At 40.9% G+C, this 14,584-nt stretch carries 17 protein-coding genes; 6 read left to right on the top strand and 11 right to left on the bottom strand.

Going from position 1 to position 14,584, the window contains the following annotated elements; genetic code table 11:
- The first annotated feature begins 138 nt into the window (after positions 1-138).
- The gene (aksA, locus tag QW087_06935) at positions 139-1,320 is read left to right on the top strand and encodes a homoaconitate hydratase (GenBank protein ID MEM2944454.1); all 1,182 of its coding nucleotides are present in this window, start codon (positions 139-141) and stop codon (positions 1,318-1,320) included.
- On the opposite strand, the gene QW087_06940 is transcribed toward aksA, so the two are convergent.
- Positions 1,310-2,083 carry a dihydroorotate dehydrogenase electron transfer subunit gene (locus QW087_06940; GenBank protein MEM2944455.1) on the bottom strand — a complete coding sequence of 258 codons (774 nt, stop codon included), beginning with the start codon at positions 2,081-2,083 and terminating at the stop codon, positions 1,310-1,312. The genes aksA and QW087_06940 overlap by 11 nt on opposite strands.
- Complete coding sequence (locus tag QW087_06945) at positions 2,070-2,984, bottom strand: dihydroorotate dehydrogenase (protein MEM2944456.1); 915 nt, start codon at positions 2,982-2,984, stop codon at positions 2,070-2,072. Before QW087_06945 ends, QW087_06940 begins: the two co-directional genes overlap by 14 nt.
- 105 nt (positions 2,985-3,089) lie before the next feature.
- On the opposite strand from QW087_06945, the gene QW087_06950 reads away from it, so the two are divergent.
- Positions 3,090-4,301 (top strand): cysteine desulfurase, encoded by a 1,212-nt coding sequence (locus QW087_06950; protein MEM2944457.1) that lies wholly within the window; start codon positions 3,090-3,092, stop codon positions 4,299-4,301.
- Here the strand turns inward: QW087_06950 and QW087_06955 are convergent.
- From QW087_06955 to QW087_06975, 5 genes are all read right to left on the bottom strand, one after another.
- Positions 4,283-4,726, bottom strand: a complete 444-nt coding sequence (locus QW087_06955; protein ID MEM2944458.1) for a hypothetical protein — start codon at positions 4,724-4,726, stop codon at positions 4,283-4,285. The two genes, QW087_06950 and QW087_06955, sit on opposite strands and share 19 nt — an antisense overlap.
- Positions 4,719-5,108: a hypothetical protein gene (locus QW087_06960; protein MEM2944459.1), complete on the bottom strand. Its 390-nt coding sequence runs from the start codon at positions 5,106-5,108 to the stop codon at positions 4,719-4,721. Before QW087_06960 ends, QW087_06955 begins: the two co-directional genes overlap by 8 nt.
- A gap of 96 nt (positions 5,109-5,204) precedes the next feature.
- Positions 5,205-5,684, bottom strand: a complete 480-nt coding sequence (locus tag QW087_06965; protein MEM2944460.1) for a carboxypeptidase-like regulatory domain-containing protein — start codon at positions 5,682-5,684, stop codon at positions 5,205-5,207.
- A gap of 133 nt (positions 5,685-5,817) precedes the next feature.
- On the bottom strand, positions 5,818-6,381 hold the full coding sequence (gene thpR / locus QW087_06970) for an RNA 2',3'-cyclic phosphodiesterase (protein MEM2944461.1): 564 nt from the start codon (positions 6,379-6,381) through the stop codon (positions 5,818-5,820).
- Between the two features lie 4 nt (positions 6,382-6,385).
- Positions 6,386-6,889, bottom strand: coding sequence for a macro domain-containing protein (locus QW087_06975; protein MEM2944462.1), 504 nt, complete (start codon positions 6,887-6,889; stop codon positions 6,386-6,388).
- 150 nt (positions 6,890-7,039) lie between these two features.
- On the opposite strand from QW087_06975, the gene QW087_06980 reads away from it, so the two are divergent.
- Entirely contained in the window at positions 7,040-7,981 is a 942-nt protein-coding gene (locus QW087_06980; protein ID MEM2944463.1) for an NAD(P)/FAD-dependent oxidoreductase, read from the top strand.
- Between the two features lie 14 nt (positions 7,982-7,995).
- On the opposite strand, the gene QW087_06985 is transcribed toward QW087_06980, so the two are convergent.
- The gene (locus QW087_06985) at positions 7,996-8,733 is read right to left on the bottom strand and encodes a PrsW family glutamic-type intramembrane protease (protein ID MEM2944464.1); all 738 of its coding nucleotides are present in this window, start codon (positions 8,731-8,733) and stop codon (positions 7,996-7,998) included.
- A 171-nt stretch (positions 8,734-8,904) separates the two neighbouring features.
- Complete coding sequence (locus tag QW087_06990) at positions 8,905-9,081, bottom strand: 4Fe-4S binding protein (protein MEM2944465.1); 177 nt, start codon at positions 9,079-9,081, stop codon at positions 8,905-8,907.
- A 374-nt stretch (positions 9,082-9,455) separates the two neighbouring features.
- Between QW087_06990 and hisD the strand changes: the two genes are divergently transcribed.
- The 3 genes from hisD to QW087_07005 all read left to right on the top strand — a co-directional run bounded on the left by hisD (position 9,456) and on the right by QW087_07005 (position 12,279).
- Positions 9,456-10,763, top strand: coding sequence for a histidinol dehydrogenase (gene hisD, locus QW087_06995; protein MEM2944466.1), 1,308 nt, complete (start codon positions 9,456-9,458; stop codon positions 10,761-10,763).
- A gap of 111 nt (positions 10,764-10,874) precedes the next feature.
- On the top strand, positions 10,875-11,720 hold the full coding sequence (locus tag QW087_07000) for a VIT1/CCC1 transporter family protein (GenBank protein MEM2944467.1): 846 nt from the start codon (positions 10,875-10,877) through the stop codon (positions 11,718-11,720).
- Positions 11,721-12,042: 322 nt separating this feature from the next.
- Positions 12,043-12,279 (top strand): cytochrome b5 domain-containing protein, encoded by a 237-nt coding sequence (locus QW087_07005; protein ID MEM2944468.1) that lies wholly within the window; start codon positions 12,043-12,045, stop codon positions 12,277-12,279.
- Between the two features lie 151 nt (positions 12,280-12,430).
- On the opposite strand, the gene QW087_07010 is transcribed toward QW087_07005, so the two are convergent.
- Both QW087_07010 and QW087_07015 read right to left on the bottom strand, forming a co-directional pair.
- Positions 12,431-13,543 (bottom strand): SPFH domain-containing protein, encoded by a 1,113-nt coding sequence (locus QW087_07010; protein ID MEM2944469.1) that lies wholly within the window; start codon positions 13,541-13,543, stop codon positions 12,431-12,433.
- Positions 13,544-13,611: 68 nt separating this feature from the next.
- On the bottom strand, positions 13,612-14,112 hold the full coding sequence (locus tag QW087_07015; protein MEM2944470.1) for an NfeD family protein: 501 nt from the start codon (positions 14,110-14,112) through the stop codon (positions 13,612-13,614).
- Positions 14,113-14,584: the final 472 nt, after the last annotated feature.

Raw genomic sequence — 14,584 nt, forward strand, 5'->3', positions numbered from 1 at the left:
TCAGCGTTCTTTACGATTGTATCAAAAGCACGTGATTCTTATTGAATCAATTTAAGGATACTAATTTGCCATTCAGTACACTTATGTGACGAAATATCATTAAAAAAATAATTATCCTCCATAGATTATTCTAATGGCATGCCTCTAGATGCGGGTCTCATAGCCTTAAGTCCGTATAATGTCAGGTACGATATGGGCAAAATTATCATTTATGATTCAACGCTTAGAGATGGAGAGCAAATGCCTGGTGTTGCATTTACAAGAGATCAAAAGGTTGAAATTGCAGCGCTCCTGGATGATGCCCACGTTCCTGAGATTGAAGCAGGCTTCCCAGCAGTATCGGAGTCTGAAAAAGACACGATAAAAGCAATATCTTCAATGGGTTTAAAAGCAAAAATCTTAGCACTATCTAGATTGGTTAAGAAAGATATCGACGATGCTGTTGATGCAGGCGTAGATCTCGTTCTTCTGTTCATAGCAACGTCTGATATTCACTTAAAGTACAAGTTGAAGATGAGCAGGGAAGAGGTATTGTCTAAAGTCGCTGAAGCATTGGATTATTGCAAGGAAAGGGGTGTCATGGCAAGCATGAGCTCCGAAGATAGCATGAGAACTGATCTTGATTTCTTGATGGAATTTCTGCAAATTGCAGAGAATTGCGGGGCATCAAGACTCGGGCTAACGGATACGGTCGGCTGTGCTTCCCCGGAGGCGGTCTCTCATGTTGTGTCAGTCGTGGCAAAAAAGGTCAAGAAACCAATTTCCATCCATTTACACAACGATTTCGGTCTGGCGCTTGCAAATGCAATTGCAGCCGTTAAAGCAGGGGCATCAGCTGTTACCACGACTGTTAATGGGATTGGGGAGAGATCTGGTAATGTTCCACTCGAGCAATTTGTCACCGTAATGAAATACCTATATGGATGTGATTTGGGTATAGACTGTACTAAGCTAAAAAAGCTCTCTGAGACTGTTGCCAGGTATTCTCGCTGCACACTTTCGCCCCATCACCCTTTGGTTGGCGAGAATGCCTTTGCTCATGAATCGGGAATACACGTCGCCGCTATTCTCAGTTGTCCAATGACCTATGAATGTATCCCCCCCGAGACCGTCGGAAATATGCGGCGATTGCTTATGGGAAAACATACTGGAATGAATTACATAAGAAAACGTCTGGAAGAGTTGGGTATAAGCACGGACGAAAAACATGTTCATGCAATACTCCAGCATGTAAAGCGCTTGGGAGAAATGAAGGGACGAGTATCAGATGAAGAGTTCTTAGAAATAGTCAAAAAAGAAATAACCAACATTAGAAAATAATCCTTTTTCCAGCCGAATCTCTCTTGAACTGCCCGAATTCTTTAAGCATGTTTAGATCTTTTTTATGAAAAACTGGTCCATCTTTACATACTTGCAACCCATTTATTGCGCATGAGCCACACAGACCAATTCCGCATTTCATATACCTTTCCAGGGACAACTGGCAATCAATACCTAATTCTTCGCTCAGTTTATACAACTTAAAAAGCATCATTTCGGGTCCACAGCCGTATATGCAGTCATATTTCTCACCTTGGACTAATTCCTTAGCCGCTTCTACTGCTGTCCCTTGAATTCCAAAGCTTCCATCATCGGTCGAGATTTCCAACTTTCTAACACATTCTTTTGCTCTGTCGATAAAAATCAATTCACTTTTTGTTTTTGCCCCCATTACAAAATCAATAGTCTCCTTATCCATAACTTCCGCTGCTGGCAAAAGTGAGGCAGCGCCAATCCCACCCGCCACAAAAAGGGATCTTCCTCTAATAGGAGAAAATCCTTTGCCATATGGCCCCCTTACAGCAATTCGACTTCCGACTTCGAGAGAGGAAAGCTTTTTCGTCGCTGATCCAACAGTTTTTACGGTTATTCCACAAAGCTCTCCAATGTACGAAAGTGACATAGGTATCTCATCGCATTCAGGTAACCATACCATCACGAACTGTCCTGGATGACAGCGTCTTTTGAACTTGAATTTCAATGTTGTTATCAATTGCGTCTCTTTTCGTACTTCTTCAATTACTACTATTTCATGAAAACTCATGTGCAACACCAGTTATTTCTGAAATCGTGGTATAGCCTTCCCTTTTCATATAGCGCCGAAGTCCATTTATTATCTGCCTGAACACATTTAATCCCTTCTTGCCTACAGCACTTCCTATCTGAATTGCAGTGGCCCCCGCCATTATGTATTCAACTGCATCCTTCCAATTTTCTATACCACCAACGCCTATAATCGGAATGTGAATATTTTCATAAAGTTCATAGACGCATCGGATTCCAATCGGTTTAATTGCTTTCCCAGAAAGACCACCGTATAAATTCGCCAGAATAGGTCTCTTAAAATCAATTGAGATTACCATCGCTTTTAATGTGTTGATCGCGACGACACCATCGCCGCCCGCTCTTTCCACGGTCTTTGCAATGTCAGTAATTCTATCAGTATTGGGAGTCAATTTTGTAAACACGGGAATATTCACCGAGTTTTTGACCTTCCTCACGATACTATAAACAGCGTCTGCATCAATGCCGAGTTCCATGCCGTATCCTTTTGCATGGGGGCAGCTTAAGTTCAGCTCTAGCGCCGCCACTCCCATTGCCTCCATTCTCGTGCCCAAGAATGCGAATTCATCTGGATTTGTTCCGTAAATACTACCTACAATGGGTACGCGACTCGGAAAAGCATCTTCAAGCTCTTTCTCAAATTCGTCAATGCCAGGGTTTGGTAATCCCATCGCGTTAATGTATCCAAAACCTAAATCCACCAAAGTAGGATTAGGATATCCTTCCCGCGGCAGAATTCCTATCGACTTAGTTACAACCGCTCCAGCGCCAGACAGAGCTGCAAGTCTTATCATGCCAGCATTTTCTGCCAGTATGCCCGAAGCCAACATAGTTGGATTTTCGAGAGAAAGTGCGCCTAATTTAACGTCTAGTGATACCATTGCAGTATGTCATACCATTTCGCAATATTAAAACGCCACGTTTCCAAAAGCCGTTCAATGTAGATAGAAATTAAGATAATTACAAAGTTTCTTACCGATTTAGAAATGGATGCTTATAAAATAAGAAGAGACTTTCCGGTATTTTCCGGAGGAAGCGACGATCCCGTTTACCTCGACAATGCATGCCAGACTCTGCGGCCGAGACAGGTCATCAATGCCTCAAATGAATATTATTACAGATTTCCAGCGTGCAGCGGGCGTAGTGTACACCACTTTGCAACGGAGGTATCGATTAGAGTGGAAGAATCGCGAGAGCGAATTGCAAAATTTATTGGCTGTCCTCATCCTAATGAAATTATTTTCACGAAAAATTGCACAGAAGCCTTAAATTTAGTGGCAAAGGGACTAAAATTGAAAAACGAAGATATAGTGCTAATCAGTGATATAGAGCACAACAGTAACTATATTCCCTGGCTGCAACTTGAGCAGCAACGCGGGATCAAAAGAAAGATCATTCCAACGACAAGAGAGGGAATTTTTGACATCGAGGTCTTCAAAAATCTAATGTCTAGAAAGGTGAAAGTTGTCAGTTTTGCGCATGCTAATAATGTTACAGGGACAAGCATCCCTGCGAAAGAAATCGCCGAAATCGCACATGACTATGGAGCCGTCGTGGTTTTTGATGGAGCACAGGCTGCCCCCCATATGCCTCTCAATATCACCGAGCTTGATGCAGATTTTTATGCTTTTTCTATGCACAAAATGCTTGGTCCAGCTGGTGTCGGTGTTCTTTTCGGAAAAGAAGAATTGCTGGAAAACTTAGATCCCCTTGTGGTTGGAGGCGGATCTATTGATAGAGTAACAGCAAGCGAAGTTTACTATCTTTCCCTTCCTGAGAAGCTTGAATCTGGTTTACTGAATTATTCAGGGATAATAGGCTCGGGAGCAGCAATCGAATATCTTGAAAGGATTGGGATGGATGAAATCTGCAGTCACGTGCAGATGCTCAATCGTCATGTGACGGAAATTCTCAAGAATAATGATAGGATTGATATTATCGGTCCAGCGGACTACAAATTGCGGGGAAATATTTTTTCGTTCAATGTAAAGGGCCTCACTCCTCATGATGTTGCGATGATTTTGGATCAAATGAAAGGAGTCATGGTAAGATCTGGCATGCACTGCTCGCATATCTTTTTCATCAATCGTCAAATTGATGGATGCGTTCGCGCATCATTTTATGTTTATAACACTGTTGAGGACTGTGAAATTCTTATCAAGACTTTGCAGCAAGCTATTCATCTTTTCTCGATCTGAACAATTACGACGGTTCCATTGTCAGTAATTTCATTGCGAAGGTGCATGATATCTTCGCATCTGAACTCGATCCATTCGACCTCTGTGAGATTCCTGCTGCCATAATTCTCACCATCTCCATATAATTTGATATCTTGATGTAATCGAGATACGATTTGGATTTGCCTTAAAGTAATTTTGATGTAATCCTTCTTAATAATCAGAGCGCACTCTGGATCAAAGAGCACGGAGCGCATTTCAATTATTTGCTCTACCTCTGGATACAATGCGACTGTCTTTATGCAGCTTTTAATTTCTTCGAGTGATTTCTCGAGTCTAGATTCTTCAGCTTTTTCATCAATCACATTAAAGGCGGAGAGAGAAATACCGAGAATGAGCATGCCGCAAGTTATGATCGCCAAACGTGAAAACAAGAATTCAATCATCAGTTACCACCGCAATTTTTACAAAAATCTCTCCCTCAAATTCGATACATTCTAGACGAATCATCGTCTTTCCATTTTCAATCTTCAATGGATAGCCACTATCTGTTATAATGGGGATGGCAGGATTATCAATATACAGAGTTCCGCAATGATTACCCCCGATAAAGCACTTTATCTTATATGCTTCTCCGTCGCTCCTTCCGCCCCCCACCTCAAGCGCACAAGGCTCACCAAATGTCGTACTTCGGATTTCTATTACAACGGTTCTTACATTACCAAGACCAGATAAATAAGCAGACTGAGCTGAATTACGTATCTCAAAAGCTTGGCGGAGAAGGTCATTTTCTGTCACTAGATTATCGAAATATATGGCACTATTCATTACAATGGGAATAGAAATTACCAAAAGGGAAAAAATTAAAAGTAGTTTCAATGGAAGTCCCTCGAGACCAGATCTATTGAGAGAGATCATATTGTATCACTCACATATGACTGGAATTGCAAGGCTCGTGTCGGTACCGTACCCGTTCTTTGCAATAGTCGCGGATACAAATGCGACCTTTGTTCCTTTCTGGCTCAAAGTTAGATTTTTGAATACCGCTTTACCACTGGGATCTGTGATGATATGTGGGGTCCTTCCGTCCTCCGTGGCAATGCTAGCTCCTTCAAGGACGATCGTCGCTCCTGGAATAGGATCACCGTTTTGGTCGAGAACTGTGATTGCAAGAGATATTCCCTTTCCCTCGTACACACCATTGCCGTCTTCATCTGCTAAGACAATTTCAGAAGGTGAGGCATAGACGGCCCCAATGCTCTTAGGAGTTTCGAGATTCGACATCCAACCAAGAATCACTGTCATCCCTATGCCAGCAATTGCCACCATTATAATCAATTGTAGTGGAAGCCCCTCGATTCCTCCTCTTTTGTCTTTTGAAATCTTTTTTACTCTCAATTTCATAGTAATTCCAAGGATTGATTCAAAAGGAAGAATATCACATGTGCGATTACGATTAATTTACCTTGCAAGTCATAGGCAAGTCATAGCATAGGAATTTAGTAATGAGCATCGCAATTCTTGCACAGTGAGAATTCTAAAGTCGATCAAACGTGCGCTCAGCAATGGTAATATACGTAGGGCCTTCAGGTTTCAATAATGATTTCTTTAGTCTCACAGCACGAATAGATTCTCTGCCAAAATCCTCATAACGATGCTGAGCAATAATTTCCCTTAATTGATTAGATGAGATTATTTCTTTGGCTCTCGCAAGGGTCAAGTGGGGAGAGAATTCTCTTCTTTCCCTTTCGTAGCCTAATGATATTAATTCCTCATCAAGTCTGTTTGCAATAATGGAAATTATCGAAGAATCCTTAATCCCGATCCAAATCACTCGTATTTTTCTTTCTGACGGAAATGCACCCATGCCTATTAGGGAAACTTCGAACGGACTAATTCCATCTGTCGCCTTTTCAATGATTTTCGTTATTTTCGGAACGTCTGATTCTTCAGTATTACCCAAGAATTTTAATGTTATATGTAGGTTTTTTGCATCGACTAATTTCAAGGATGAATTAACACTTTTTAGCTCTTTTAATATACGATTAATGTTCTCGTTTTCGGAAATATCAATAGATATGAACCCCCTAAAGGTCGGCACAAGATTACCTCCCAATTTCCGCTAGTATTTTCTCAAAGACAATTTCGGACTGATGATCAAATAATACAAATTGTATGAACTTAATACCTGTGCCTTCTTTAATATGCTCAACAACTGTTCTAATCATTATTTCTGCGGCCTTGTCTACTGGAAATCCGCCTACGCCGGTACCTATGGCTGGAAAAGAAATACTTTGAATTCCTAGCTCATCAGCCCTCTTGAGACTTGCCCGAGTGCAAGACGCTATCTTATCTGCATCTGTTCTCAGATCTTGACCCATGCCGGCTGCATGTATAACATATTTGGCCTTAAGACGTCCCGCACCTGTAACCACTGCCTCTCCGACTGGAATCGGTCCTTTTGATACAGCTTCGTTTTCTATTTCCCTGCCACCTTTCCTTTTGATGGCACCTGCAACTCCTCCACCCATCCAGAGCATGTTGTTTGCGGCATTTACGATTGCTTCCGTTTCTGCCTCAGTTATGTCTCCTTTGATCACACTAATCATGGTATTATTGATCATGCGTTGCATATGACAATAAATTCGCATGGTTATATCTAAGGATATCTTGTCTCGGGCTCAAGGCGAGCCCTGATGAGAAGTTGCGAGAAAATTGAAAGAAAAATCTTATTTAAATGAACTCTTTCATATTCAAAGATGACATACGATCTTATCATCATAGGTGCAGGACCTGCAGGATTAACAGCTGGTATTTACGCGCGTTCAAGAAAATTGAATACACTAATTTTGGAGGCAGGTGATGCTGGTGGCCAGCTTGTTTCGCTGTATCCTGATAAGGGTATAGAAAATTATCCAGGTTGTGTTCTTACCCAAGCCGAAAAGCTAGCGAAAAGAATAATTGCACATGCTCTGAATATGGGATGCATATTGCACGAGCACGAGATGGTTTTGGATATTGAAAATTATGATTCAAAATTCCGCGTGATTACTGAAAAGAATGTCTACGAAGGAAAAGCCGTAATTATAGCAACTGGAATTGGGCTTTTCAAGCCAAAAAAACTGAATGTCCCTGGGGAAGAGAGATTTGAAAACAAAGGAGTTTACTATAAGATTCCCCAAAAAGAGGATCTCGTTGATCGGCGTGTTTTATTTGTTGGTGGCGGAAATAGCGCTCTTGAGATGGCATTGATCGCATCTGAGGTTGCGAAAACAACCTATATAGTCCATCGAAGATCAGAATTCAGAGCGGACGAACTCATTGTAGAAAGAGTCAAACAGTCAAATATCAAAGCAATAATGAATGCGGAAATTAGTGAGATACGAGGAGATGATGTAGTCAGAAGTGTTGTGCTTAAAGGAGTTGATGGCAAAGACAAGGGAGAAATTGAAACAGAAGTTGTTGTCATAAGTATTGGGTACATTCCCGATCCAAAGGATATAAAACGATGGAAAGTTGAACTCGAGAACGATTTAATCAAGGTTGATACGGCCATGCGTACATCAAGGCAAGGAATTTTTGCATGTGGTGACGTTATAACATATAGCGGCAAATACAAGCAGATTGTCACGGCTTGTGGTGAAGCAGCAATCGCTGCCAACAGCGCTTACAAATATATAATGAAGCCTTATTGGTCGTAGGATATTTCAATTCCTTATGACCTGATTCTTGATCTGATCACCTTGGTCATTATGATAACGAGAATGAAACAAAATATCAGCCCGAGGACATTTGCAAGTATAGAAGAATTCTTATCCTCAAACAAGCCACCGAGCGAGGAAAAAAGATTGAAAGACCCGTGAGCCGAAACTGCAAGTAGATAGAATGGCATGACCGAGGATTTATTAAATGATCTCCGAGCGATGCCATACCCTGCAATCGACGATGCGCAGGCGTGAAGAAGCGCTGATGAATAGCTACGCATCAGTGCAACGATTAAGAATGTAACAATCCCGCCCTCAAACAAGGCAATCGATTCATAAAGAAGATTCTCAGTTGCTGCAAAGCCTAAACCCACAGCAGACCCAAATACAAGCCCGCTCCTCATGCGCTCAATTTTTTTGGAGAATCTCATAATCCCAAGCATTTTTGCAAATTCTTCGGAGATAGGAGCTATCAACACAACCAGGATTAAAGATGGCAAAGATGGGTATTTTGTAAAAATTTCGTATTCTCTCGAGATTGGATTAAGTAGAAGTGAAATTGCAACAACTTCAATTATGATCGCAACGATAATCGCTATGATAGCCCCATATATAAATAGGACTATAAGGTGCATCCATGACTCTTTTTTACCGTAGCCCGTCGATCTAAACCACGATAAGAAAATCACGGAAGGCAAAACTGCGGCGAGAACCAGGATTGCGAGGATAAGAAAGTCTGCATCGGACATCGCAACCCGATATGAGTTTGGTATTCAAATAGTACACGAAGATAGATCACAACAAATAAACTATCTATTGTCTAGGCACTAAATAAAAAACAAAGAATGATTTATTACAATAACTATTTCAATTCATAGTACTCATCAGGAGCCGGATTTTATAAGCAGATATTTAATCAATCAATTCTTCACAATGGTTATGCAACTATTGGGACATTCATCCGCACACGAACCACAATCCAGGCACTTTGACTCATCAACAACTGCGATCTCCTCGACTTCTATGCACTCTTGAGGGCATACGTCGGCGCATGCACCGCATCCGACGCATTCATCTGCATTGATTTTTGCTACCATGCGAGAACCTCCGGCGCCATTAAAAGAATCGCCCTATAAAGTTTTTTTGCGGATGAAAGATCAAGATTCCGATTTTCAAGATTATTCTTAGAAATCAGAAAACCATTGAAAATTGGTAATGATAGATCGAAAATCTTAGTACAGTCGAGAATAAACTAGAATGATGAGGAGAATTACCGCCAGCGTAGCCACGCAGCATCGAAACTTTCTAGCAATTAATGATCATTGTTTGAAATGCCATTGAAGTGTAATTTTCCGGGCGCCATTTTGTATAGGTACCATGCTTGTCTGGTTGTTGATTCGTATTCAACATCAAGTATCAAGTCTTTTTCGATGAAAAATATTAAAATAATAACCACTGACATGAACCTGATATGCCTTATGAAATTAGACCTATAGGTCTTGATGACTGGCTGAAAAGAAGATCTCAAAATCTTGACCAGGTAATGGATGGAGTAAGTGATATTATTGAAAAAGTGAGGATTAGGGGTGATGCTGCTCTAATTGAGTTGACCGAAAAATTTGATGGAATTAAATTGTCATCGTTAAAAATCGAAAAAGAAAATCTGCGAAAAGCGCTTCATGACATTCCAGATTCATTAAGAAAAGCATTAGAAATTGCAAAGACGCGCATTGAACGGTTTCATATGATGCAGATGGAAAGACTAAATTGGATTGAGGAGATCGATAAGGGAATCTCAGCGGGGATTCGCGTCACCCCAATCGATCGTGTGGGAGTTTATATTCCTGGTGGAAGAGCATCTTATCCATCAACAGCTTTAATGTGTATTGTTCCTGCAAGGGTTGCAGGTGTAAATGAGATCTGCTGCTGTACGCCACCGCCCATCAACAATACCACGTTGGCAGCAATCGAAATCGCAGGAGCTGAGGAAGTTTATTCAATCGGCGGCGCTCAAGCTATTGCGGCAATGGCATTTGGAACCGAAAGCATCAAGGGAGTAAGAAAAATCGTCGGACCAGGAAATCTGTATGTGGCTGCTGCAAAACATCATCTCGCGGATCGCATTAGAATTGACTTTCCCGCAGGTCCAAGCGACCTCGTAATTGTCGCAGATGAAAGTGCGGATCCAGAATTTGTTGCAGCGGATTTACTCGCTCAGGCTGAACACGATGCTCATGCAATGTGCATGCTCATATCGATGAACGATGAAATTTCAGAAATGGTTCTTAAAGCGATTTCGCAAATGATGCAATCATCAGTGAGACGAGATATTTTGCTTAGATCCATGCAAAATTTTGGTCTCGTACGAGCAAGAAGTGTGTCCGAAGCTATATCTATAATAGATAAGGTCGCACCTGAGCATTTGTCAATTCAGACGAGAGAGCCTTTGAAAATTGCGGACGGTGTAAGAAATGCTGGATCCATTTTCACCGGACCGTACACGCCTGTCGCATGTGGAGATTACGCAACTGGACCGAACCATGTGCTGCCAACTGCTGGTTATGCGAAAGTTTATTCGGGTCTTAGCGTCCTGGATTTCTGCAAAATATCTTTTGTTCAGAAACTTTCAATAGACGGTCTCAAAGTTCTTGCTCCTATTGTCGAAGAGCTCGCCCTATCAGAGGGTTTAGAAGGACACGCTCAATCCATTAAAATAAGATTGAAAAAGATCCTGAAGGAAAATTCTGCCAAAGAACGTAATAGCGATGAACGCGGGTGACATTTAATTCTAACGCTTGAATTAATAATAGAAATGTATATGAAATGGTCAATCTAAATCTGCACCAATAAGATGATCAACAAAAGTCTGCACCAACGCTCAATACATCAGATGCTTGTAAATGCGCAGAGGAACGAGATTACTGAACATTATGTATATGAATTGCTGAGAAGAAAATCAAAAATGGAAGAAAATTCTGAAATACTTCAGCGTCTTTCAAGAGATGAAAAACAACACTATGGCATTTTGAGAAGTTTAACCAGAAAGGATGTTCCCCCAAGAAGACTCATAATCTTTGGCTATCTTATCCTCGCAAATTTTCTTGGTCTCACATTTACTCTAAAACTAATGGAAAAAAATGAGACCAAGGCGGAGGAAATGTATAACAAGCTATCAGTATCAATCGAAGAGATCAAGAAGATGGTCGATGATGAAGATCGGCATGAAAATCTACTTCTTTCATTGATAAATGAAGAGCGTTTGAAATATACTGGTTCGATAATCCTTGGGCTAAATGATGCACTTGTTGAACTTACTGGTAGTCTAGCGGGATTTACTTTTGCATTTCAAAGCGCTAATTTAATAGCGATGGCTGGATTGATAACAGGTATTTCAGCAGCACTATCGATGGGTGTTTCTGAATATCTTTCTACAAGGGCGGAGACGGGAAATAAAAATCCTAAGAAAGCATCGGGTTACACAACAGCCGCATACATTTTCACAGTAATTGCATTAATAATCCCATTCTTCATGATCGATAATGTCTTTTGGGCTTTACTGTTGACAATTGCTGTCTCAATTCTTGTAATTGTCGCATTTACATACTATATATCCATCGCAAAGGACTTGCCATTCAAAAGCCGATTTCTTGAGATGGCGGGGTTGAGCCTTGGAGTTGCACTCTTTTCTTTTCTTGTTGGCTACTTTGTCAGAATAGCGTTTAATATTGACATCTAGTGAAATTTTTATCGCTTATTTATCTCCCTCAGAATTCCTTTGTTTACAATCTATTTATTATAATTTCAATAAAACCTGCTGCCACTTCATTTAAAATCATGCTTCTAATAGAAGTGCTTGCCCCAAACTTGCCATTACGATAATGGTTTTTTGGGATTTAAGAGGGGCCTATGTTAAATCTCCCTCTGCGACTTTCATGCATATCCTCATTAAAATCTTTGGAATTTCGCTCCGCTTCTTTCATTTTTTATTTCACAATAATGCAGCTTATCGAAATATTCTCGCAATAATTTTATGAATCTAGGACTCCATAGAAAAAACTATGAAGATCTTCACGAGAGAAGAATTGAGACAATTTGATGGGAAAGACGGCAGGCCAGCCTACATCGCTGTTAAGGGGAAAGTATATGATGTTTCTAAGAGCACATTGTGGGAAGACGGCGAACATCAATTTGAACATTATGCGGGTATGGATCTTACGAAAGAAATCGGCGATGCACCCCATGATGAGGATGTACTCGAACGATTTCCTGTCATCGGCCATCTTAGAGAGGATTAGGAGGCTATAAGAAGGGCAATTGAGACAATGCACCTAGTGTGTAGCGTCCTAACCCTATCGAATTTATGAAACGCTTATTCGTTTTTCTATTTCTTTGCCACATGAATCTACAATCTAGGTAGTTCTCCTAGGTTTGTTTCTGAAACCAAGATCAATCGACTGGAACGCTCCTTGATCTTTCCTTCTTCGTTGCGTCCGCGATTGATTCGACTTCCTTTTTCTCTTTTTCCATCAACTCTTCCAGTGACTGCAGATCTCTCTTCAGCTCTTCCTGTGTGGGGATTGGCCCAAGAATCTCGTCAACTTTTCCAACAGCCTTTTCAACATCCTCGATTTTTGTTACCTCTCTGGGTGGAGTTTGTCTGGCGATTCCAAGGTATTCACTCGCGCCCTCAACTAATCTCGTCAATTCGAAGGGCAAAATGAACTTTGTTGCTGGCCCACTTCCAAGTGCCTTAAGCGTTTCCAAAGATAGAACAGTTAGTGCCTTTGAATCAAGGGGTGTCGCACCAAGAGAAAGAATTCTAAGTTTCTGAGCTTCACCTTGGCTTCTCAAGATTGTTGCTAGCCTTTCTCCTTCAGCCTCGAGAATCTTTGCCTGCCTGATTCCTTCGGCTTGCAATATTCGGGCCCTCTTCTCTCCTTCCGCATTAAGGATTGCTGCTTTCTTTTGTCCGTCAGCTTTCAGTATTGCTGCTCTGCGTAACCTTTCGGCCGAGGTCTGCTCTTCCATAGCCTCCTTTACTTTTCCAGCGGGATCGACTTCTCTGATTTCTACCGCTTCTACTTTTACACCCCATTTATCGGTGGCCTCATCCAGTACATCTCTTAAATGGAGATTGATCTTCTCTCTGTTGGATAGTATTTCATCGAGTTCCATGTCCCCAATTATTGATCTGAGGGTCGTCTGTGCAAGATATATAGTTGCAGTTCTGTAATTGGTTACTTGGAAAAATGCCTTGGTGGGATCTATTACCTTAATATAAATGATGGCATCTACATTCGTCGGGGAATTGTCTTTCGTAATAACCTCCTGTCGAGGGACATCAAGCACTTGTGTTCTTAGATCAATTTTAACAACTTCATTTATCAGCGGGGTTACATAATTGAAACCTTGATTGAGAACTCTCACAAATCTGCCTAATCTCATATAAATGGCTTGTTCATATGGTCTTACAATTTTGATACCACTTGCGAGAATACCTATTGCAGTGAAGATTGCCAGCAGCAATAATGCAAGTATAACCGCTTCCATAACATCCATTTTAGCCACCTCTTCTCAACATCTCATCATGATATCTATCATACTTCAACAAATCCATCATCCCTTTTTTAGGGGCCTACCTTTCTTTCCTCCATTCTTCTTTCTTTTTCTAAGCTTGCTTCATCTATTTCTTCTACGAAAACATGCACCCCTTCGCTACTTTTTACAATCACACGCTTCCCGACTGGTATGGTCTTGGAAGAAGTTGCACTCCAGATATCATTCTGAATTCTTACTTTCCCCTTAAGGCTATCTGGAGCCACTTCTCTTACTACGATGCCAATTTCGCCAACTAAGGATGCCGCTACCGTTGTCTCTGGGGGAACAGGCGGTGCCAGTCTTTGGTATAATTTTATTGTTATTAATGTGGTTGGGATTAAAACGATGACTGCTGCAACTGGCGCCCACCAGCTAAGCAACCACGCCGGAGAAATGAGACCGATTCCGCCCAAAACAATAAGGACAGTCGCTGGGACAAGTATAAACGAACCTGGATATGCTGCCTCTATGATTAGCATGATGATTCCAATGACAACAAAAGCTAGTGCGAGGATTGTTCCTATATTCATCGTTCATATAAATTGTGCTTGGGGTATTTGATGCTATAGTTCACCTTCTCATCAAAAATGAGATTTAGTTGCTTCTATGCATTTCAGGAATGCGATATGCCAAATAGACGACTCTATATTGAATTCCAATAAGATAAGTACTCAGGATGAGAGAGGCAAAAACAAAATTCGAACTCGATTACAAATCGGCAAATGTGTAAATAATCTACCTCTGAATTGAAAAAATGAAATCTGGGTACTGAGAAATATATGATTTATCGGTTTTCATTGTCGTGACGATGAATGAAATTTGAAAGTTTTCATACTTAATATGATAATATGATTGTGAAAAATTCAGAGGTCCCTTCAAAAAATGGGGTATTGTAATGGCTATACACATCTAGAGCCAAGTAAATCACAAACTTTTTGAAGATATCAAGATCCATTTTAAACAATAAGAGGTATACATGGATCTCACATAGTTCCTAAGATC

Source organism: Methanomassiliicoccales archaeon (assembly GCA_038850735.1).
GTDB lineage: Archaea > Thermoplasmatota > Thermoplasmata > Methanomassiliicoccales > JACIVX01 > JACIVX01.

What these genes read in the sequence shown, in the direction of transcription:
- aksA (MEM2944454.1), top strand. Translation starts at nt 139, where the DNA reads ATGCCTCTAGATGCGGGTCTCATAGCCTTAAGTCCGTATAATGTCAGG.
- QW087_06940 (MEM2944455.1), bottom strand. Translation starts at nt 2,083, where the DNA reads ATGAGTTTTCATGAAATAGTAGTAATTGAAGAAGTACGAAAAGAGACG.
- QW087_06945 (MEM2944456.1), bottom strand. Translation starts at nt 2,984, where the DNA reads ATGGTATCACTAGACGTTAAATTAGGCGCACTTTCTCTCGAAAATCCA.
- QW087_06950 (MEM2944457.1), top strand. Translation starts at nt 3,090, where the DNA reads ATGGATGCTTATAAAATAAGAAGAGACTTTCCGGTATTTTCCGGAGGA.
- QW087_06955 (MEM2944458.1), bottom strand. Translation starts at nt 4,726, where the DNA reads ATGATTGAATTCTTGTTTTCACGTTTGGCGATCATAACTTGCGGCATG.
- QW087_06960 (MEM2944459.1), bottom strand. Translation starts at nt 5,108, where the DNA reads ATGAATAGTGCCATATATTTCGATAATCTAGTGACAGAAAATGACCTT.
- QW087_06965 (MEM2944460.1), bottom strand. Translation starts at nt 5,684, where the DNA reads ATGAAATTGAGAGTAAAAAAGATTTCAAAAGACAAAAGAGGAGGAATC.
- QW087_06975 (MEM2944462.1), bottom strand. Translation starts at nt 6,889, where the DNA reads ATGATTAGTGTGATCAAAGGAGACATAACTGAGGCAGAAACGGAAGCA.
- QW087_06980 (MEM2944463.1), top strand. Translation starts at nt 7,040, where the DNA reads ATGACATACGATCTTATCATCATAGGTGCAGGACCTGCAGGATTAACA.
- QW087_06985 (MEM2944464.1), bottom strand. Translation starts at nt 8,733, where the DNA reads ATGTCCGATGCAGACTTTCTTATCCTCGCAATCCTGGTTCTCGCCGCA.
- QW087_06990 (MEM2944465.1), bottom strand. Translation starts at nt 9,081, where the DNA reads ATGGTAGCAAAAATCAATGCAGATGAATGCGTCGGATGCGGTGCATGC.
- hisD (MEM2944466.1), top strand. Translation starts at nt 9,456, where the DNA reads ATGCCTTATGAAATTAGACCTATAGGTCTTGATGACTGGCTGAAAAGA.
- QW087_07000 (MEM2944467.1), top strand. Translation starts at nt 10,875, where the DNA reads ATGCTTGTAAATGCGCAGAGGAACGAGATTACTGAACATTATGTATAT.
- QW087_07005 (MEM2944468.1), top strand. Translation starts at nt 12,043, where the DNA reads ATGAAGATCTTCACGAGAGAAGAATTGAGACAATTTGATGGGAAAGAC.
- QW087_07010 (MEM2944469.1), bottom strand. Translation starts at nt 13,543, where the DNA reads ATGGATGTTATGGAAGCGGTTATACTTGCATTATTGCTGCTGGCAATC.
- QW087_07015 (MEM2944470.1), bottom strand. Translation starts at nt 14,112, where the DNA reads ATGAATATAGGAACAATCCTCGCACTAGCTTTTGTTGTCATTGGAATC.